Here is an 18,331-nt window from a genome sequence, read left to right as displayed (position 1 = left end):
CCAGGGGAGTGATCAGATCGTGTCCTTGCGGGTATCGAGGAGGTTCTCGAGGAATTCGCGGGCGCGGAAAAGCTGGGCCTTCACGGTGCCGAGCGGGAGGTCGAGCTCGTTGGCGATCTCCTCGTAGCTGTATTCCTTGTAGTAGCGCAGCTCCACGAGCGTGCGGTAGCGCGGCTTCAGTTTGGCCACCACTTCGCGCATCACGTCGCTCTTCTGGTCCTTGATCACCACTTCCGAGGGATCGAGGCCGTGGCCCTTCAGCTCGATGTGCATCTCATCGCCATCCTTGGTGCCGATGGGATTGTCGATGCTCAGCATCTTCTTTTTCTTCTGCTTGCGGATCCAGTCGATGCAGTTGTTGGACGCGATCTTGAAGAGCCAGGTGCTGAACGCGTAGTTCGGCGTGTACTGGTGCAGGCGGTGGAAGGCCTTGCCGAAGGCCTCGATGGTGAGGTCGTCCGCGTCGTCCTTGTTGTTGATCATCTTCAGCAGCATGAAGTAGATCGAATCACGGTAACGGGACATCAGTTCGGCATAGGCCTTCTGGTCCTTGTTGTCCACGGCGCGCCGGACGAGGTCCAGGTCGTAGGTGGCCTTTTCGGACAGGTTCGGGCTTACTTCCATCGTGTGGGCTTGATGATGAGCGTGCTGAGATAAATGCAGGGGTCCAAAAGTAGGAAGAGCCATTCCAGCGGCAGGGACAGCCAGATGATGCGGCCCGCACCGAGCTTGCGCATGGCGATCATGCCTATCGGCTGGAAGACGAACAGTTCGATGCACAGCCCGATCAAGGCGCTTTGCACGTGGCCGGTGAAGAAGAGGAAGAGGATGGTGGCCCACAGCACCATGCGGGACGCCGGAAGCAGCGTGAGCAACAACTGATGCCCGAACCGGTAGAACCGTGCCGTGGTGTAATGCCTGCGCTTCCTCCGGAACCAAGTGCCGAGATCAGGCGTGGCACGCGTGGTCATATACGAGCGGCCGTCGGCGATGGCGGTGGTGTTCTTCGCACGGGCCACTTCGTTGATGAAGAGGTCGTCATCACCGCTCATCAACTGGCGGTGCCGATGCTGGCCCTTCGCTCCGAAGAACAGCTCGCTGGTGAAGGCCATGTTGCGCCCAACGCCCATGTAGGGAAGGCCCGCCTGCGCGAAGCTGATGTACTGCACGGCCTTCGTGAAGCCGTCGTAGCGTTCCAGCAGGCTGGTGAGGCCGTCCTGCCGTTCGTAGGGGCTGTGGCCGATCACGATCTGGCGGCCGCCCTTGAACCCCGTGGCCATCAGGCTGATCCAATCGCGGCCGGTGGGCAGGCAGTCGGCATCGGTGACCAGCACGTTCGGGTATTTCGCACTGCGAACGCCCACGCCCAGCGCGATCTTCTTGCCGTAGCTGAATTTCTCGTCCGCCTGGATGTTCACCGGCTTCAGGTTCGCGTATTGCGGCTTCATCCACTGCAATACCTCCCAGGTATCATCCTCACTGCGGTCGTTCACCACGATCAGCTCGAACTCCCGATGGTCCTGGTCCAGCAACAACGGGATCAACTGCTGCAAGGCGATGCTTTCGTTGCGACCGCAGATCACTACGCTCACCGGCAGGTCGCGGTCCGGCTCAACCTCCTGCTTCCGGAAGGCCAACCGGCTGAATATCACCATGTGGAAAAACGCCAGCATCAACAATGCGGCGGCCATGAGGCAGAGTACGGTGGTGACGATCAAAGCGGAACACGCCCAAGCGTGGCGATGGTATGGGTGCGAAGCTATCCGGACGGCTTTGGCGGGAAGGCGGTGTGGCGGCCCAGTTATGAACAACGTCGGCGTGGATGGGCCTAAAGGGAATGGGCGCGCGGCGGAACGCAGTTTCCGTTATGATTAGCTGATGTGCTGATTAGCTGATGTGCGAGATCAGCTGATGGCGTTGCTCAGGGCAACCATCAGCTAATCAGCTAATCCTTCTCATCAGCTAATCCAGAAATAGGTTACACGCCACTAAAGAAAATTAGCGGCACGGCGGATATCAATTCAGATCAAGGTGACTTTGGAATGCGAAATGGCATTAGACACTCCCACCTTCCCCATCTTCGCGCCCCGAATGGAGTTCAAGCTACTGACCACCGACCCGAAGAGCAAAGCCCGCGCAGGCGAGCTCCTTACCGACCACGGCGTGGTGCCGACGCCGATCTTCATGCCCGTGGGCACGCTGGGCGGCGTGAAGGCCGTACACATGCGCGAGCTGCGCGACGATGTGAAGGCCTCGATCATGCTCAGCAACACCTATCACCTCTACCTGCGGCCCGGCATGGAGGTGATCGAGCACGCGGGCGGGCTGCACAAATTCAATGGCTGGGACGGGCCGATCCTCACCGACAGCGGCGGCTTCCAAGTGCATTCGCTCAGCGACATCCGGAAGATCACCGAGGAAGGCGTGAAGTTCAGCAGCCACATCGATGGCAGCAAGCACCTGTTCACGCCGGAAAACGTGATGGACATCCAGCGCACCATCGGCGCGGACATCATGATGGCTTTTGATGAATGCACGCCATGGCCCTGCGAGATCAAGTACGCCACGGACAGCATGCACCGCACGCACCGCTGGCTGGACCGCTGCTTCGATCGCTTCACCACTACGGAGCCGAAGTACGGCCACGAGCAGGCGCTCTTCCCCATCGTACAAGGGAGCACTTTTCCGGAACTGCGGAAAGCCAGTTCGGAATACATCGCCAAGAAAGGCGCGTACGGCAATGCCATCGGCGGCCTCAGCGTGGGCGAGCCGGAGGAAGAGATGTATGCCATGGCCGAGCTCTGCTGCGACATCCTGCCGAAGGACCGGCCGCGCTATCTGATGGGCGTGGGAACCCCTTGGAACCTGCTGGAGAACATGGCCATCGGCATCGACATGTTCGACTGCGTGATGCCCACCCGCAACGGCCGCAACGGCATGCTGTTCACCCGGGAAGGCGTGGTGCAGATCAAGAACAAAGTGTGGGCGGACGACCATTCCCCGCTGGACCCGAACGGCACCAGCTTCGTGGACAGCGCCTACAGCAAGGCCTTCGTGCGGCACCTCTTCGTCACCAACGAGCTGCTGGGCCTGCAGATCGCCAGCCTGCACAACTTGGCGTTCTATGTGGCGTTGATGACCGAGGCACGCGGGAAGATCCTGGACGGGACGTTTTCCGAGTGGAAGGCGGGGATGCTGCCGAAGTTAAAGACGAGGATATCCGGGTGAGTCGGGAGTCTGTGAGTCGGGAGTCATGAGTCCGACTCCAGACTCCAGACTCACGACTCACGACTCACGACTCACGACTATAAGACCGACCTTTGTCAACCATGTTCAAAACCCTAGACCGCTATATCATCCGGCAGTTCCTGGGGACGTTCTTCTTCATCCTGATCATGATCATGGCCATCGCCGTGGTGTTCGACATCAGCGAGAAGACGGAGGATTTAGCCAAGACCTCGGCCAGCCTATACGAAATCGTGGTGGACTATTACCTCAACTTCATCATCTACTACAGCAACCTGTTCAGCGGGCTGTTGATCTTCATCGCCGTGCTGCTCTTCACCAGCAGACTGGCGGGCCGCAGCGAGGTGATCGCGGCGCTGAGCAGCGGGGTGAGCTTCCCACGTTTTGTGCAGCCGTTCTTCATCGCTGCCACGATCCTCACGGCACTTTCACTCTACGTGAACGTCTTCCTGCTGCCCCATGCCAACCGCACGCGGCTCGCCTTCGAGAAGGCGCACATCTGGAGCACTTACAAGCTGGAGGAAAGCAATGTGCTCCGCGAGATCGCGCCGGGCGAGATCGTCTACTTCGAGTCCGTGGACATGTCCAAGCTCACCGGCTACCGCTTCAGCCTGGAGAAATGGGTGGACGGCCAGCTGCGTTTCAAACTGATGAGCGACCGCGCCGTGTACGACACCATTTCCGGGAGCTGGAAAGTGCATGATTACATGACGCGGGAGATCCCTCCGGACCAAGGCGCTGTCGGTATCGAGGAGAGCAATGGGTTGCTGGCGGAGAAGGAGGTCATGTTACCGGAACGCATCCGCCGGGGAGCGCTGTTGGATACCATCATCCCGTTGAAGCCCTCCGATCTGGGCCAGCGGCTCGACATCGCCGCCGCCTTGGACCGCACGGAGATCGCGGACTTCATCAAGGCCGAGAAGGCACGCGGCGGGAGCAAGGTGGCCTACTACGAGGTGGAACAGAAGCAGCGCACCTCCTACCCGTTCGCCACCTACGTCTTCACGCTGATGGGCGTGGGCATCGCCAGCCGCAAGGTGCGGGGCGGCACCGGCGTACACATGGTACTGGGCGTGCTGCTCTGCCTGCTCTACGTCTTCACCATGAAGATGACGACGGTGGCCGCGACCAACTCCGCGTTCAACCCAACGCTGGCGGTCTGGATCCCGAACATCATCTTCGGCATCGTCGGGGTGTGGATCTATTGGAAGGCGCCGAAGTGAGCGGCCGTGCAGCGTGTCCTTGCCAACTTTGCACCATGCTCGCCGATCGTCTATTGAAGGAAGTTTTCGCTTTCAACCTGAAAAAGGTGAAGCTGCCTGATGGCATCAACGTGCTGGACCCCTTCAATGGGGAGAACGCTGAAGAGGTCCGACGGATCGTGAAACTCTTCCACCGGCAATACTATGCCGACGAGCGGCCGCGCATGCTGATGCTGGGCATCAATCCCGGCAGGCTGGGCGCGGGCAGCACGGGCATCTGCTTCACGGACACCAAGCGCTGTGAGGCCGACTTGGGCATTCCCGTGGAAGGCATGCGCACCCACGAGCCGAGCAGCGATTTCTTTTATCGGGCGGTACGCGCTGCCGGTGGTGCTGAGGCCTTTTACGACCGCGTCTATGTGCAAGCGATCTGCCCGCTGGGTTTCACGCACACGGGCCCCAAAGGCACGCCATTGAACCTGAACTATTACGATGATGCGGCCCTGCAGAAAGCGATCACGCCCGTGGTGGTGCGATGGCTGCGGGACCTGATCGCCACCGGCCTGCGCACGGACGTGGCCTGTTGCATCGGCACCGGCAAGAACCTCACCTTCCTGAAGAAGCTCAACGACAAGCACGGCTTCTTCGGGCGGATCATCCCCTTGGAGCATCCGCGCTTTGTGATGCAATACAGGTTCAAGCGACTGGATGAGTATGTGGAGAAGTATGTGGCCGCCGCGGACTTGTAGTCGGGGAGTCATGAGTCGTGAGTCTAGGTCGGACTCAAGACTCATGACTGGATCCATTATCCCTATTTTGGGGGCATCCGACCCAAGATCGTATCGACCTTTGAAGATCTTGAAAATCCCAATTATTGAATGAGACCCGATCCTTCCCGGCTTTTTGACCTGCTCGACCGCCAACTCGCGGACTTTCCGCAGGAGGTCTGTATCGCCACCAAGGAAGGCGACAAGTGGATCTCCTACAGCACGGCAGAGGTCATTGAGACCGCCGAAAAGTTGGCGCTGGGCCTGATGGCGCTCGGCATCCGGCCCGGCGACAAGGTGGCCATCGCCAGCGGCAACCGCAGCGAGTGGTGCATCACCGACCAGGCCATCACGCGCATGGGCGCCATCAGCGTGCCCATCTACCCTACCAGCAGCGCGGAGGATTATGCCTACGTGCTCAACCATTCAGGCTCCAAGGTCTTCTTTGCCGGTTCCGAGGAGATCCATGCAAAAGCAGAAGCCGCGGCCGCCCAGGTCCCCGGCCTCAAACACCTCTTCACCTTCGACCGCTTGGACGGCCTGCCGCATTGGAGCATGCTGCTCAACAAGGGCGAGGAACATCGTGCCCAACTGGAGCTGAACAAGGCGGCCATAAAGGGATCGGAACTGGCCACGATCATCTACACCAGCGGCACCACCGGCAAACCCAAGGGCGTGATGCTGAGCCACCACAATATCATGAGCAACGTGGAGGGTAGCGCGGAGCGGCTCCCGGTGAGCGTAGGCACGCGCTGCATCAGCTTCCTGCCGCTCTGCCACATCTACGAGCGCATGCTGATGTACCTCTACCACCACGTCGGCATGAACGTCCACTTCAAAGCGGATTTCGAAGACCTTGGCGCAGCGATCCGCGAGGTGCGGCCTCATGTCTTCACGGCCGTGCCGCGCCTGTTGGAGAAGATCTTCGACACCATCCTGGCCAAGGGCGAGGCGCTCACCGGCATCAAGCGCAAGCTTTTCTTCTGGTCCATCGGGCTGGGCGAACGTTATGATGTGCATGGTACCAGCGCGTGGTACCGGCTGCAACTGGCGATCGCGAACAAGCTCGTCTTCAGCAAATGGCGCGAGGCCCTCGGGGGCGAAGTGCTCTGCGTAGCCAGTGGCAGCGCCGCGTTGAATCCGCGACTGGCCCGCATCTACAACGCGGCCGGCGTGCCGGTGATGGAAGGCTACGGCCTTACGGAAACCTCGCCGGTGGTCAGCGTGAACGACGCCCGCAACGACGGGCTCCGATTCAAGAGCGTGGGCAAGCTGCTCCGCGATGTGCAGGTGCTGATCGCGGAGGACGGCGAGATCCTCGTGAAAGGACCCAACGTGATGATGGGCTACTACGAGCAGCCGGAAATCACCGCCGAAGTGATGGACGCCGAAGGTTGGTTCCACACTGGCGACATCGGCAAATTGGACGCGGAGGGCTTCCTCTACATCACCGACCGCAAGAAGGAAATGTTCAAGACCAGCGGCGGCAAATACGTGGCCCCGCAGGTGATCGAGAACAAGCTGCGCGCCTCGCGCTTCATCGAGCAGGCCATGGTGATCGGCGAGAACCGCAAGTTCCCCGCCGCGCTCATCGTCCCCAGCTTCGCCTTCCTCCAGGACTACTGCAAGCTGAAGGAGATCCCCTTCACCAGCAACGAGCAGGTGGTGAAGGACCAGCGCATCATCGACCGCGTCATGCAGGAGGTGGATACGGCCAATCAAGGGCTGGGGCACTGGGAGCAGGTGAAGAAGATCGCGCTCCTGGACAAGGACTGGAGCATCGACGGCGGCGAGTTCACCCCGTCCATGAAGCTGCGGCGGAAACCGGTGCTCGCGAAATACGCGGATGCCGTGGAAGGGATCTACGCCGGGACCTGATCGGCCGTCCTTCCTACTTTCACGCCCAACAAAACCATCGGAAATGCGCTACACGTCAGTCCTTGTTTTATGCCTACTGCTCCTTTCCGCCTGCAAAAAGGAAGAAGGCGAGGGCGGCAAGGCCGAGATCAATGGTACCGTAATGCGACAGGACGTGAACGGTGCGGGCAACCCGCAAGGTGATCCCTATCCCTACCAGGACACCCGCGTGTACATCGTTTATGGCGACCATGAATTCCAGGATGACGACGTGCGCACCGGACCGGACGGCCAGTTCGCGTTCCGCTGGCTGCGCAAAGGCACCTACACGATCTACACCTACGGGGAATGTGATTGCCCGGGCAATTCCGTGGCGATCGAGCGGCAAGTGACGATCGATGGGAAGAAGGACGTCGTGACCGTGCCCGTCATCACTGCGGACAACTTTTGAGCTTCCTGCGGCATATCGCGTTCGTCGGCCTGTCATGGGCCTGCATCCAAGGTGCCACAGCCCAGGAAAACACGTCCGTACCGGTCACGGACGGACAGGTCTGGATGAGCCTCGGTGTGGGTTACAAACCGTTCGCCAAGAAAAAGGGCAATGTGGTGGAGGGCGGGTTCCGCCGCAACTTCAAACTGAACGGTGAGGTGGAATGGCGGACCCGGGAATGGGCCAGCGAGACCAAGCAGGTCAACTTCACCTTTGCCCCGGAATACAAGGTGACGGACTTCCTGAAGGTGGCCGTGCAGTATCGCTATGCCCTCAAGGACCGCTACACCGATAACGTGCATCGGATCGGCCTTCAAGCTTCCCTCTCATGGGGTACCGGCCGCCTTAAGCTGGACAGCCGCACGCGGTATGAACATGAATTCAAGCCGGTAAACAAGATCCGGGACACCTTCCGCGAGCGCTTGGGGGTGGAGTACAACATCCCGCACTGGAAGCTGGACCCGCATGTGAGCGCCGAAATGTTCTACGCCCTGCACTACACGGAAAACCGCTTGGGGGGCATGCGCTACGAGTTGGGAACGGACCTGGCGCTCGATAAAAAGAAGAAGCGGACATTGGGCCTTGCCGTCCGTTATGACCAAGAGGTGAACACCGTGGCACCGGGAAACGCCTGGATCCTCATATTCGCCTTCGAAGGCTCATTCAAGAAAAAGTGAAAAACCCTTCTTTCCTCTTCCGTATCCTCGCGTTCGGCGCCATTTTCGTCGTGGCCGTGGTGATCGGCTACTTCATCATCAAGCCCTCCGGGGAACTGCCCGTCTATCACCCTTCCCAACTGGACCCGCGCTTGGTGGGCGACGCCGCGAAGGGCGAAAAGGGCGAGCACCACATCAAGGAGTTCCACCTGATCGACCAGGACGGCGACAGCGTTTCGCTCGCTGACGTGAAAGGCAAAGTGGTGCTGGCGGATTTCTTCTTCACCACCTGCGGAAGCATCTGCCCCAAGATGAGCACCCAGCTGGTGCGGGTGCAGGAAGCCTTCAAAGACGATGACCGCGTGATGCTCCTCTCCCATTCCGTGACCCCCGGGACCGACTCCGTGCCCGTGCTGAAGGCCTACGCCCAGGAATACGGCGTGCAGCACGAGCGCTGGCGTCTCCTTACCGGCGACAAGCAACAGATCTACGACCTCGCCCGCACCAGCTATTTCGCCGCCGTGGACCAGGGCGACGGAGGCCCGGACGACTTCGTCCATACCGAAAACTTCGTGCTGGTGGACCCGCAGGGCAGGATCCGCGGCTTCTACGACGGCACCAAGCCCGCCGAGGCCGACAAGGCCATGAGGGACATGCTCAGGTTGCTTGACGAGATGTAGTTCTGAGCCGTAAGTCATGGGTCTGTGAGTCTTGAGTCGAGGATAGGACTCCCGACTCAAGACTCACAGACTCCTGAAGGATCTCCGGGGTCGACCGAAGTCCTACCTTGCTCTTCGTCCACCCCAAAACGTCCCCACTATGGCACGCGCTGTAATTCTTGCCGTCTTCCTCCTGTTCCACTTCTGGTGCCCAGCAGCCAGCAACAACCCCGCCTTGGACTCGCTGTGGCACGCCTACCGCGACCCGAAAGCCAACGTGCGTGCACGGTTGATGACGCTCAACGAATTGGTCAGGGCCATGCGGAACGTGGACCAGGACAGTTCCAGGGCCCTTGCGGAAAAGCTTCTCCGGGAAGCCCGGCAACAGGGCGATACCCTGATGGCCGCACTGGCTTACAAGGACCTCGGGATCGCTAAGCTGATGGTCCGCTCCACCATTCCCGCACTGGACTACTTGGACACGGCCCTCCAGTGGTACGGTATGAGGCCGGACTCCAGCTTCCGTGTCGGGGCCGGGGCCGTGCTGAGCACCATGGCCATGGCACATATGAACGCGGGCCGCTTGGACACCGCTTTGGTATTGTACCGCCAGAGCATCGCCCTGCACAACTCCGCCAACGACCCCCACGGAGTGGTCTACTGCTACAACGGCATGGGCCGCGTTTGGGAGATCAAAGGTCAAAGGGATAGCGCGTTGGTCTGGTACAGGCGCACGACGGAACTGGCCCATCTCTTGGGCATGGACGACCTGGAGGCCGGCGGTTACGGCAACATGGGCAACGTGTACCAATCCATGGGGCGCATCGGCGAGGGGATCGACATGACCTACCGGAGCTTAGCCATCAGCGAGCGCATCGGAAGTGTACAGGACGTCGCCGCCTGCCTTACCACGGTCGCCAGCCTGAAAGCCTCGCTCGGCGATCAGGAGAGTGCCCTCGCCCTGCTGCGGCAGGCCTTGGCCAAATACAGGCAGGTGGACTACCGCCAAGGCGAGATGACCGCCAGTAGCAGCATCGGCGAAATGCTACTGGTAATGGGCCGGCCGGACAGCGCACTGGTCATGCTGAACAAAGCCCTGGACCTCGAACGGGCCGTGGATGCCAAAGACCTGATGGGGCACACCCTGCGACGGCTCGGAACCGCCTTCCGCACGACGGGCCGCCCCGTCGATGCCGCACGCACGCTGAACGAGGCCGTCCGGTTGGCGAAGCAGCTCGGCGACGCGTCCGGTGAGGCCCTGGCCCTCGCCGAGCTGGGGCGGGTGGAGCTGGACCAAGGACATGCCCGCGCCGCGCTGGAGCGGTGTACCGAAGGGCTCGCCTTGGCCCCCGCCGGGATCGCCACCGATGAACGCCGCGAGAACTGCGAATGCCTCTACTTGGCCAACAAGGAACTCGGCAACGGCATGCTCGCGTTGAAGTACTACGAGACCTTCATCGGCGCACGTGACAGCATAGACAATGAACGGTCCCACGACCAGCTGACCCGGCGCGACCTGCTCTACGATTTCTCCAAGCAGCAACTCGCCGACAGCATGCATCATTCCGCTGAACGCGCCCAGCTCGAAGGGGCGCGCACCATCGAATCCCTACGCGCCGACCAGAACCGCAACCGCGCGCTCGCCACCGGCGCCGGGGCCGTCCTCCTCCTCGGCGGCATCGGGGCGTGGACCATGAGCGACCGCAGGCGCAGGCGTGAACGCTTCGAGAAAGAGGCCGCCACGCTGGAGACCCAGGCGCTCCGCAGCCAGATGAACCCGCACTTCATCTTCAACGCCCTCAACAGCATCAATGCATTCGTGCAACGCAATGATCAGGACAGCGCGACCCGCTACCTCAGCAAATTCGCGCGGGTGATGCGCTCGGTGCTGGAGAACAGCCGCCATGCGGAAGTCCCCCTCGCGGATGACCTGGAAGCCTTGCGCGGATACCTCGAGCTCGAACGCATGCGCATGGAGAACAAGTTCGACTTCACCATTACCGTGGATCCCGGAATAGATCCGGAAGAGGTGTTGGTGCCTCCCTTGGTGGTGCAGCCCTTCGTGGAGAACGCCATCTGGCACGGCATGGCCGGCAAGGAAGGCAAAGGCCACATTACCCTGAACGTGGCCAAACGCAAGAACCAAATGATATGGACCATTGAGGATGACGGGGCAGGCAGGAACGCGAAAAAAACTGCTCCCGCTCCGGGACGACCCGTGAAGAAAACCTCGTTGGGCACCGCGATCACACGCGCCCGCTTGGACCTGGTGCAGAAGCAGCACGGCGGCAAGGCAGGCTTCCAATACACGGATCTGCCACAGGGCACGCGCGTGGAAGTGGAGATGCCGCTGCTGGAAGGGTGATCGATCCCCCAGAGGTCCCGTTGAATTCCTGATCCCCTACCTTTTCACCACATCCCGCACCCCATGGAAAAGCTCACAGCCGTTATCGTCGATGATGAACAGCATTGCCGCGACAGCCTCCAAGCCCTGCTCGCGCGAAGACATCCCGAAGTGGAACTGCTCGGCATGGCCGTGAACGTGCCGGAAGGCATCGCCCTGCTGGGGAGAATGGCACCCAAGATCCTCTTCCTCGATATCGAGATGGGAAACCTCACGGGCTTCGACCTTTTGCAGGCCATGGGCCCGGACCGACCGCACGTGATCTTCACCACGGCGCACGAGGGCTATGCCGTGAAGGCCATCCGCTTCAGCGCATTGGACTACCTGCTGAAACCCGTGGACCCGGAAGAGCTGACCAACGCCATCGGTAAGGCAAAGCAGCTCCTGCGGCAGCCCAAGGGACCGGACCGGTTCATGTCCTTGTTGATGAACCTGACAAGCCTCGAAGGCCCCGGGGTGGAGATCGCACTGCCCACCCCCGATGGCACCGTCCAGCTTCCGCAACAGGAGATCATCTGCTGCGAGGCCAAAGACGGCGGAACTTTGGTGCATACCAGCAGTAAGGGCCACATACAAGTTGAACGGGAGCTGAAAGCCTTCGAGGGCATGCTCGATCCCGACACATTCCTGCGCGTGCATCCCGACTTTCTCGTCAACATCCATCAATTGGACAGGCGCTCCCTCGGTGCGGATAAACCGGTGACCATGTCCGACGGCACCGTGATCGAAGTAGGAGCGACCCGGATGCGGACCTTGCTGGAGCGCGTTGAGAAGTGGTGATCAGGGGAAGTCTTGAGTCTGGGAGTCGGGAGTCGTGAGTCCGACTTTTCTCACAGCCACAAGCTTTAAGCCTTAAGCCACAAGCTCCAAGCCTCCGGCGCACAGCTTGCGGCTAGCAGCTTGTGGCTCACGACTCCCGACTAAAAGACTCCCGACTGCACTCACCGTACCTTCGCGCCCCGCAAATCGGGCCTCTCCCATGAACTGCCTTTCCGTTGAGCGCATCAGTAAGCGCTATGGCCCACGCCAACTTTTTGAGAACATCTCCTTCGGACTTGAAAAAGGCCAGAAGACCGCCATCGTTGCACGCAACGGCACCGGCAAGAGCACCCTGCTGAAATGCATCGCCGGGCTGGAGACGCCGGACTCGGGCATCATCAGCTTCAACAAGGGCCTCCGCATCGGCTACCTCGACCAGAACGTGGAGATGACCGCGTCCCACAGCCTCGTGGACGAGATGCTGGACCGCGACGACCCCGTCACCAACGCCATCCGCACCTACGAGCACGCCGTAGCGCAGAACCTCGACGGCGACGCCCTCCACAGCGCCATCGAAAAGATGACCGAGCTGAACGCCTGGGACCACGAGGCCCGCGTGAAGCGCCTCCTCTTCCAGTTCGGCCTGCGCGACCTCGAGCAGCCCGTGAACACCCTCAGCGGCGGCCAGCAGAAGCGCCTCGGCATGGCCAAGGTGCTCATCGACATGCCCGATGTGCTCATCATGGACGAGCCCACCAACCACCTCGATCTCCACATGATCGAGCAGTTGGAGCAGGAACTCTCCGCGCCCAACGTCACCCTGCTGCTGGTAACGCACGACCGCTACTTCCTGGACAACGTCTGCGACGAGATCATCGAGATGGAGTTCGGTGAGTTCACCCGCTTCAAGGGGAACTACAGCTACTACGTGGAGAAGAAGGCCGAGCTGGACGAGGTGCGCAACGCCACTCAGCACCACCTGAAAGGCTTCATGCGCAGCGAGCTGGAATGGGTGCGCAAAATGCCCCGCGCACGCGGCACCAAGAGCAAGAGCCGCCTACAGGCCTTCGACACGCTGAAGGACCTCGCCAACCGCAACTTCGACCACGGCCAGGTGAGCATCGACATCCAGAGCTCACGCCTCGGCGGCAAAGTGATCGAGGCCCGCAACCTCACCAAGAGCTTCGGCGACAAGAAGATCGTGGAGCATTTCAACTACAGCCTGAAGGCCGGCGACCGCATCGGCATCGTGGGGCCGAACGGCATCGGCAAGAGCACGTTCATCGATCTGCTCACCAAGCGGTCCGAGCCGGACGCCGGCAAGGTCACCATCGGCGATACCGTGGTGCTCAGCATCTTCGGCCAGCAAGGCCTCCAGCTAAAGGAGGACCAGCGCATCCTCGATGTGGTGCGCGACATCGCCGAGCTGATCCCCTTGAGCAAAGGCAAGTCCCTCACCGCCGCCCAACTGCTGGAGCGCTTCCTCTTCGACAAGGAGAAGCAGTACCAGTACGTCAGCACCCTCAGCGGCGGCGAAAAGCGCCGGCTGCACCTCTGCACCGTGCTGATGAAGAACCCCAACGTGCTGGTGCTGGATGAGCCGACGAACGACCTCGACATCCCCACCCTCAACGCGCTGGAGGATTTCCTCACCGACCTCAACATCTGCCTGCTCATCGTAAGCCACGACCGCTTCTTCATGGACAAGCTCTGCACCAAGCTGCTCGTCTTCGAGGGCAACGGCGTGGTGAAGGAATGGGTACACAGCTACACCGAGCTGCGCGACTACCAGCGGGAACTCGCCTCCCGCCCAACCAAGAAGGTGGAAGCCCCTGTGGAGGCCGCCCCGACGAAGAAAAAGGCCAGCGGCAAGATGACCTTCGCCGAGCGCAACGAACTGAAGAAGATCGACAAGGACCTCCCCACGCTGGAAAAGAAGAAGGAGGAACTAGCCGCGGAAATGCTGGCGAAGGCCGCCGACCACCATGCCATCATGCAACTCTCCATCGACCTGGAGAAGGTGACCACGCAGCTGGATACGCTGGGGGAACGATGGTTGGTTTTGATGGAGAAGGTGGAGGGGGAATAGGCTTGGGTGTTAGGCTCTTTTGGCCTTCGGCTTTCAGGCTTTTGAGGTGCGTTCGGGCTCAGGCGTATTGGGTCTTTTGGTCTCTTGACTTTTCAGGCGCATTCCGTCTCAGGCGTATTGGGCCCTTGGCCATTGGTGCATTTGGATTTCCGCCTCTTGTAGGCCACAAGTGACCCAGCCACTCAGGAGCGCAATCCTGTGGAAGGCTGGAACACTTGCGGCAGCGAAGGGGCTGCTCTTCGTAGTTGAGCAGCGCGCTGGAGCTGCCAGCAGTCTTCAGATCGGCACACGAAAATATCAGCTATCGAAAACATATGGCACGAGCGTTGACATCCGCACTATTCGGGAACGGATATATTTGATTATCCACAACTCCTTCCCATGCGCTGTTCAACCCTGTTACTTTTCCTACTGCCCTTCGTGTCACAGGCCCAATTCGGGCCGCAAGTGAACATCTCCCGTTCCGCCTCTGCACCGTCATGCATTGTTGTTGCGGATCTGAACGGCGATGGCCTCAACGACCTGTTGACAAGCGCGGGTTCCAATGATCAGGTCGCGTGGTATCCCGGCCTTGGGGCAGGTGTATTCGGGGAGCAACAGGTGATCGCCCAAGACCTTCTTGGGGCGAGCCGATGTGAGGCCGTGGATCTGGATGGGGATGGGGACCTGGACGTATTGGCGAGTGCGCACGATGGCAACAAGATCGTATGGTACCGGAATGATGGAGCCGGATTTTTCGGGCCTGAAAGGGTGCTGTCCACTACGGCATTGGGACCATGGAGTGTGCAGTCCGCCGACTTGGACGGCGACGGTCTGGCCGATGTCGTGGCGTCGTGCAGCGGCGGTGGAACGATCACTTGGTTCCACAACCTCGGCAACGGGCAATTCACTGAAGGAACCGACTTAGTAACTGCGTTGAACAACCCGATTATGACCGCCACTGGAGATCTTGACGGGGACGGCGACCTTGACCTCATTGTGGCTGAAGCAGGCAACAACGTGGTCAAGTGGTATCCCAACGTCGGGGATGGCACCTTCGGCTCGCAACGCATCATTTCGCTTTTGTCCATGTACGCCTCTTACGTTTCCGCGGTGGACATCAATGGCGATGGCACCTTGGATGTACTGGTGGGCAGCGGGGGCGACAACAAGATCAGCTGGTTCTCCAATGATGGCACCGGAACGTTCGGTACTTCATCGCTCATTACCGACGACAGCAACACCTATCTACGCGGAGTGTATGCGGCCGATCTCGATGGGGACGGCGACCTGGACGTGGTGGCGGGGGCCTCAAGCCCCAACTACGTGATCTCTTGGTATGCCAATAATGGCGCGGGGCTGTTCGGCCCTCAACAAGTGATCAGCAACTCATTGGGCAACCCTGGGACCGTTATGGCGGGTGACCTTGATAATGACGGGGACTTGGATGTGGTTGCATCGGGGTATACGGCTGACCTGCTCGTCTATTATGCCAACAACGGTTCAGGACAATTCGGCAGCGCCTACACGGTAGGTTCTTCGGAAACATCCAACGTGTACATGAGTTTCTGTGCCGACCTCGATGGGGACGGGATGTTGGATGTGGTCACGGCTTCCAGTGGGGACGGCAAATTAGCCTGGTACCCCAACATTGGTGCGGGTTCGTTCGGGGCACAACAAGTGATCGCGGTCAGCTCCGGAATGAGTTTCGCCCTTGCTGTGGATGTGGATGGCGATGGTGACTTGGACCTGATCTCAAGGTCCCCCTTATATGAGCTTGGGCTTTCACTCAACAATGGCGATGGGCAGTTCGGCCCGCGTGTGCTGATGCCGGGTGTGGGGTACATGACCGGTTTTGCGGTCGGGGATATGGATGGCGACGGGGACGTGGATCTACTGCTGGGCTATCTGGATGATGCTGGGCTGAAGGTCGCCTTGAACGATGGGTCCGGAACGTTCACGATCCCAGCCTATGATAACTACACCAGCTATCAACCGCAAGGCATGTCCTTGGTGGATGTGGATGCGGACGGGGACTTGGACGTATTGATGGGCAACCAGTTCGATGATGTCTACCAGTGGTTCCCGAATGATGGTTCAGGGCAGTTCGGTGCCGCCCAGAACATTGCACCGGCCATCGGTACTGTGGACCGCATCATTTGGGCCGATATGGACGGGGACGGCATCAAGGACATGCTGACCAGTACCGAGTCACCGGACAAGATCGCGTGGTACCGCAACTTGGGCAACGGCAATTTTGGAAGTCCCATCGATATCGGGCCTCTCGGTGCCCCGCGCGGTCTGGCGGCAACGGACTTGGATGCGGACGGCGACCAGGACGTGGTGGCGTGCTCTTGGTTCGACAGCACCGTTGCCTCCTTCCTGAATGACGGCTCGGGCGGTTTCTCCGGGCCGCAGGTGATCGGTGACCTGCTGTATTCCCCGATCTATATTGATGTTGGTGACCTGGACCAAGATGGGGATCCGGATGTGTTGGTCTCATCGAATCTGGACGACAGGGTGGTCTGGTATGAGAACTACATCGGCTCCCCCTTCCACATGGAGGGCAGGCTCTTCCATGATCTGAACGGGGACGGACAAGCTGAACCCGCGGAACCCGGTGCCCTGTGGGCTTCCGTACAGAGCCTACCCCAGTCCTCCACCGCATTATCGGATACGCTCGGCCACTTCATCATTTTTGCCGATAGTGGTACGTACCAAGTTCATCCGGTTTTGCCCAACGCTTTTTGGCAGGTGAGTTCCACGCCACCCTTCCAAGAAGCCGTGTTGACCGGCTCGCAACCCGTTGCCATCGGCTTGGACCTGGGGATCACTGCAGCCGTTGACACCTCATTGATCGTGACCAGCCTGCAGGATATGGTGGCGCCATGCGGAAGTGCCGCACATCAATACGTGGTGATGGCGAACATGGGCACAAGGGTTGAGCACGGAAGGCTCACAGTGGACCTGGACACCCTGTTCGCGTTCAACGGCGCCGAGCCGACCCCGGATGTGGTGCAAGGTCACCACCTCGAATGGAATTTCACGGGTCTGAATTATGAGGAGATCCGCACCTATGTGCTCAACGTCACCCGTCCCAGCGCTGAGTTCTACGGTCAACAGTTGAACAGTTCGGTCAACGTGCTTCGTGAGGACCAGCTCAATGCGGTGACGGATACATTCTCCTACGCTTGGAGCTATGATCATCTCTGTTCATACGATCCAAACGACAAGCTGGTCGATCCGAGAGGTACCGGTCCCTTGGGGATCATTGACCTCCATACGGACCATTTGGACTACACCATCCGTTTCCAGAACACGGGGAATGCGCCGGCCCAGGATGTCATCCTTCGGGACCAACTGGACCCCGCGCTGTTCCATGATGCGGTGCAAGTGCTTGGATACAGCCATGCTCCCGGTCGTATCTCGATAGAACCAGGCGGTGAACTGGTAGTTGAATTCCGTGGTATCGTACTGCCGGACAGCGCTACGGACAGGGCCGGCAGCCAAGGCTTCTTCACCTTCCGGACCAGGGTGGTACCGGGCCAGGAGAACGGGACCCTTATCTCGAACCAGGCGGCCATCCATTTCGACCAGAACGATCCCGTGATCACGAATAACGCGGTGAGCACATTGCTGGACTGCAGCCTGTACACGGCCACCATCACCGACCTTGGCAATGGATTGCTCGGGGCATCAAGCGGGAATGGATTTCAATGGCTGTTCAACGGATCGCCGATCCCCGGCGCGATCCAGTCCGCATATCTGGCCTCGGAAACAGGTTATTACAGCGTTTCGGTCACAGGGCCGTTCGGATGCGTCAATGAAAGTGAGCCGTTCTACGTGAGCACTACCGGGATCCCAGAGGTCCAAGCGGGTCATGGGGTCATCTTCCCGAACCCGGTGCATGGCACCACCATGCTGTATACGGAGGAGGTACTGAGCGTTCACGCCCGGATCGAGGTAATGGACGTACAGGGCCGGGCACTGCTGACCATGGTGGGCAATGGGGACCGCGCATTGCATTTGGATGCGTCCTCATTGGTACCGGGTCTTTACATGATCCGTGTACTGGATGGCACGGAGATACAATACTCGGGGCGCTTCGTTGTGGAGTGAACAAGATGTCCCTTGCCCCCACCATTTCCCGGCCCAACCGCGCAATGCGCCTGCCTGCCGCACTTGCCTGCCGTAGGCACGGGGCATGGCTCCTGAATGAACAG

Annotated in this window: 13 protein-coding genes; 11 read left to right on the top strand and 2 right to left on the bottom strand. The window is 60.0% G+C overall.

Annotation, left to right across the window (positions count from 1 at the left end):
• Positions 1-12 precede the first annotated feature (12 nt).
• Complete coding sequence (locus tag IPP95_15525) at positions 13-624, bottom strand: sigma-70 family RNA polymerase sigma factor (protein ID QQS72552.1); 612 nt, start codon at positions 622-624, stop codon at positions 13-15.
• Positions 615-1,691 (bottom strand): glycosyltransferase, encoded by a 1,077-nt coding sequence (locus IPP95_15520; protein ID QQS72551.1) that lies wholly within the window; start codon positions 1,689-1,691, stop codon positions 615-617. The genes IPP95_15525 and IPP95_15520 overlap by 10 nt, the downstream gene beginning before the upstream one ends.
• A gap of 400 nt (positions 1,692-2,091) precedes the next feature.
• Here IPP95_15520 and tgt point away from each other — a divergent pair, with 400 nt between their 5' ends.
• From tgt to IPP95_15465, 11 genes are all read left to right on the top strand, one after another.
• Positions 2,092-3,228, top strand: coding sequence for a tRNA guanosine(34) transglycosylase Tgt (gene tgt, locus IPP95_15515; protein QQS74292.1), 1,137 nt, complete (start codon positions 2,092-2,094; stop codon positions 3,226-3,228).
• A gap of 101 nt (positions 3,229-3,329) precedes the next feature.
• Positions 3,330-4,469 (top strand): LptF/LptG family permease, encoded by a 1,140-nt coding sequence (locus tag IPP95_15510; protein QQS72550.1) that lies wholly within the window; start codon positions 3,330-3,332, stop codon positions 4,467-4,469.
• Positions 4,470-4,504: 35 nt separating this feature from the next.
• The gene (locus IPP95_15505) at positions 4,505-5,197 is read left to right on the top strand and encodes a DUF4918 family protein (protein QQS72549.1); all 693 of its coding nucleotides are present in this window, start codon (positions 4,505-4,507) and stop codon (positions 5,195-5,197) included.
• Positions 5,198-5,326: 129 nt separating this feature from the next.
• Complete coding sequence (locus tag IPP95_15500) at positions 5,327-7,093, top strand: long-chain fatty acid--CoA ligase (GenBank protein QQS72548.1); 1,767 nt, start codon at positions 5,327-5,329, stop codon at positions 7,091-7,093.
• A 43-nt stretch (positions 7,094-7,136) separates the two neighbouring features.
• A complete protein-coding gene (locus IPP95_15495; GenBank protein ID QQS72547.1) occupies positions 7,137-7,523 on the top strand; it encodes a hypothetical protein in 387 nt (128 codons plus the stop codon).
• A complete protein-coding gene (locus IPP95_15490) occupies positions 7,520-8,239 on the top strand; it encodes a DUF2490 domain-containing protein (GenBank protein ID QQS72546.1) in 720 nt (239 codons plus the stop codon). Before IPP95_15495 ends, IPP95_15490 begins: the two co-directional genes overlap by 4 nt.
• 56 nt (positions 8,240-8,295) lie before the next feature.
• Positions 8,296-8,898: an SCO family protein gene (locus IPP95_15485; GenBank protein ID QQS74291.1), complete on the top strand. Its 603-nt coding sequence runs from the start codon at positions 8,296-8,298 to the stop codon at positions 8,896-8,898.
• Positions 8,899-9,037: 139 nt separating this feature from the next.
• Entirely contained in the window at positions 9,038-11,242 is a 2,205-nt protein-coding gene (locus IPP95_15480) for a tetratricopeptide repeat protein (protein QQS72545.1), read from the top strand.
• A 63-nt stretch (positions 11,243-11,305) separates the two neighbouring features.
• Complete coding sequence (locus IPP95_15475; GenBank protein QQS72544.1) at positions 11,306-12,061, top strand: response regulator transcription factor; 756 nt, start codon at positions 11,306-11,308, stop codon at positions 12,059-12,061.
• Positions 12,062-12,260: 199 nt separating this feature from the next.
• A complete protein-coding gene (locus IPP95_15470; protein ID QQS72543.1) occupies positions 12,261-14,129 on the top strand; it encodes an ABC-F family ATP-binding cassette domain-containing protein in 1,869 nt (622 codons plus the stop codon).
• 381 nt (positions 14,130-14,510) lie between these two features.
• Positions 14,511-18,227: a T9SS type A sorting domain-containing protein gene (locus IPP95_15465; GenBank protein ID QQS72542.1), complete on the top strand. Its 3,717-nt coding sequence runs from the start codon at positions 14,511-14,513 to the stop codon at positions 18,225-18,227.
• Positions 18,228-18,331 lie beyond the last annotated feature (104 nt).

It is taken from the genome of Flavobacteriales bacterium (assembly GCA_016700415.1).
Taxonomy (GTDB): domain Bacteria; phylum Bacteroidota; class Bacteroidia; order Flavobacteriales_F; family PHOS-HE28; genus PHOS-HE28.
Note: the sequence above shows the minus strand (reverse complement) of the source record. Positions and strands in the feature narration are given on the sequence as shown.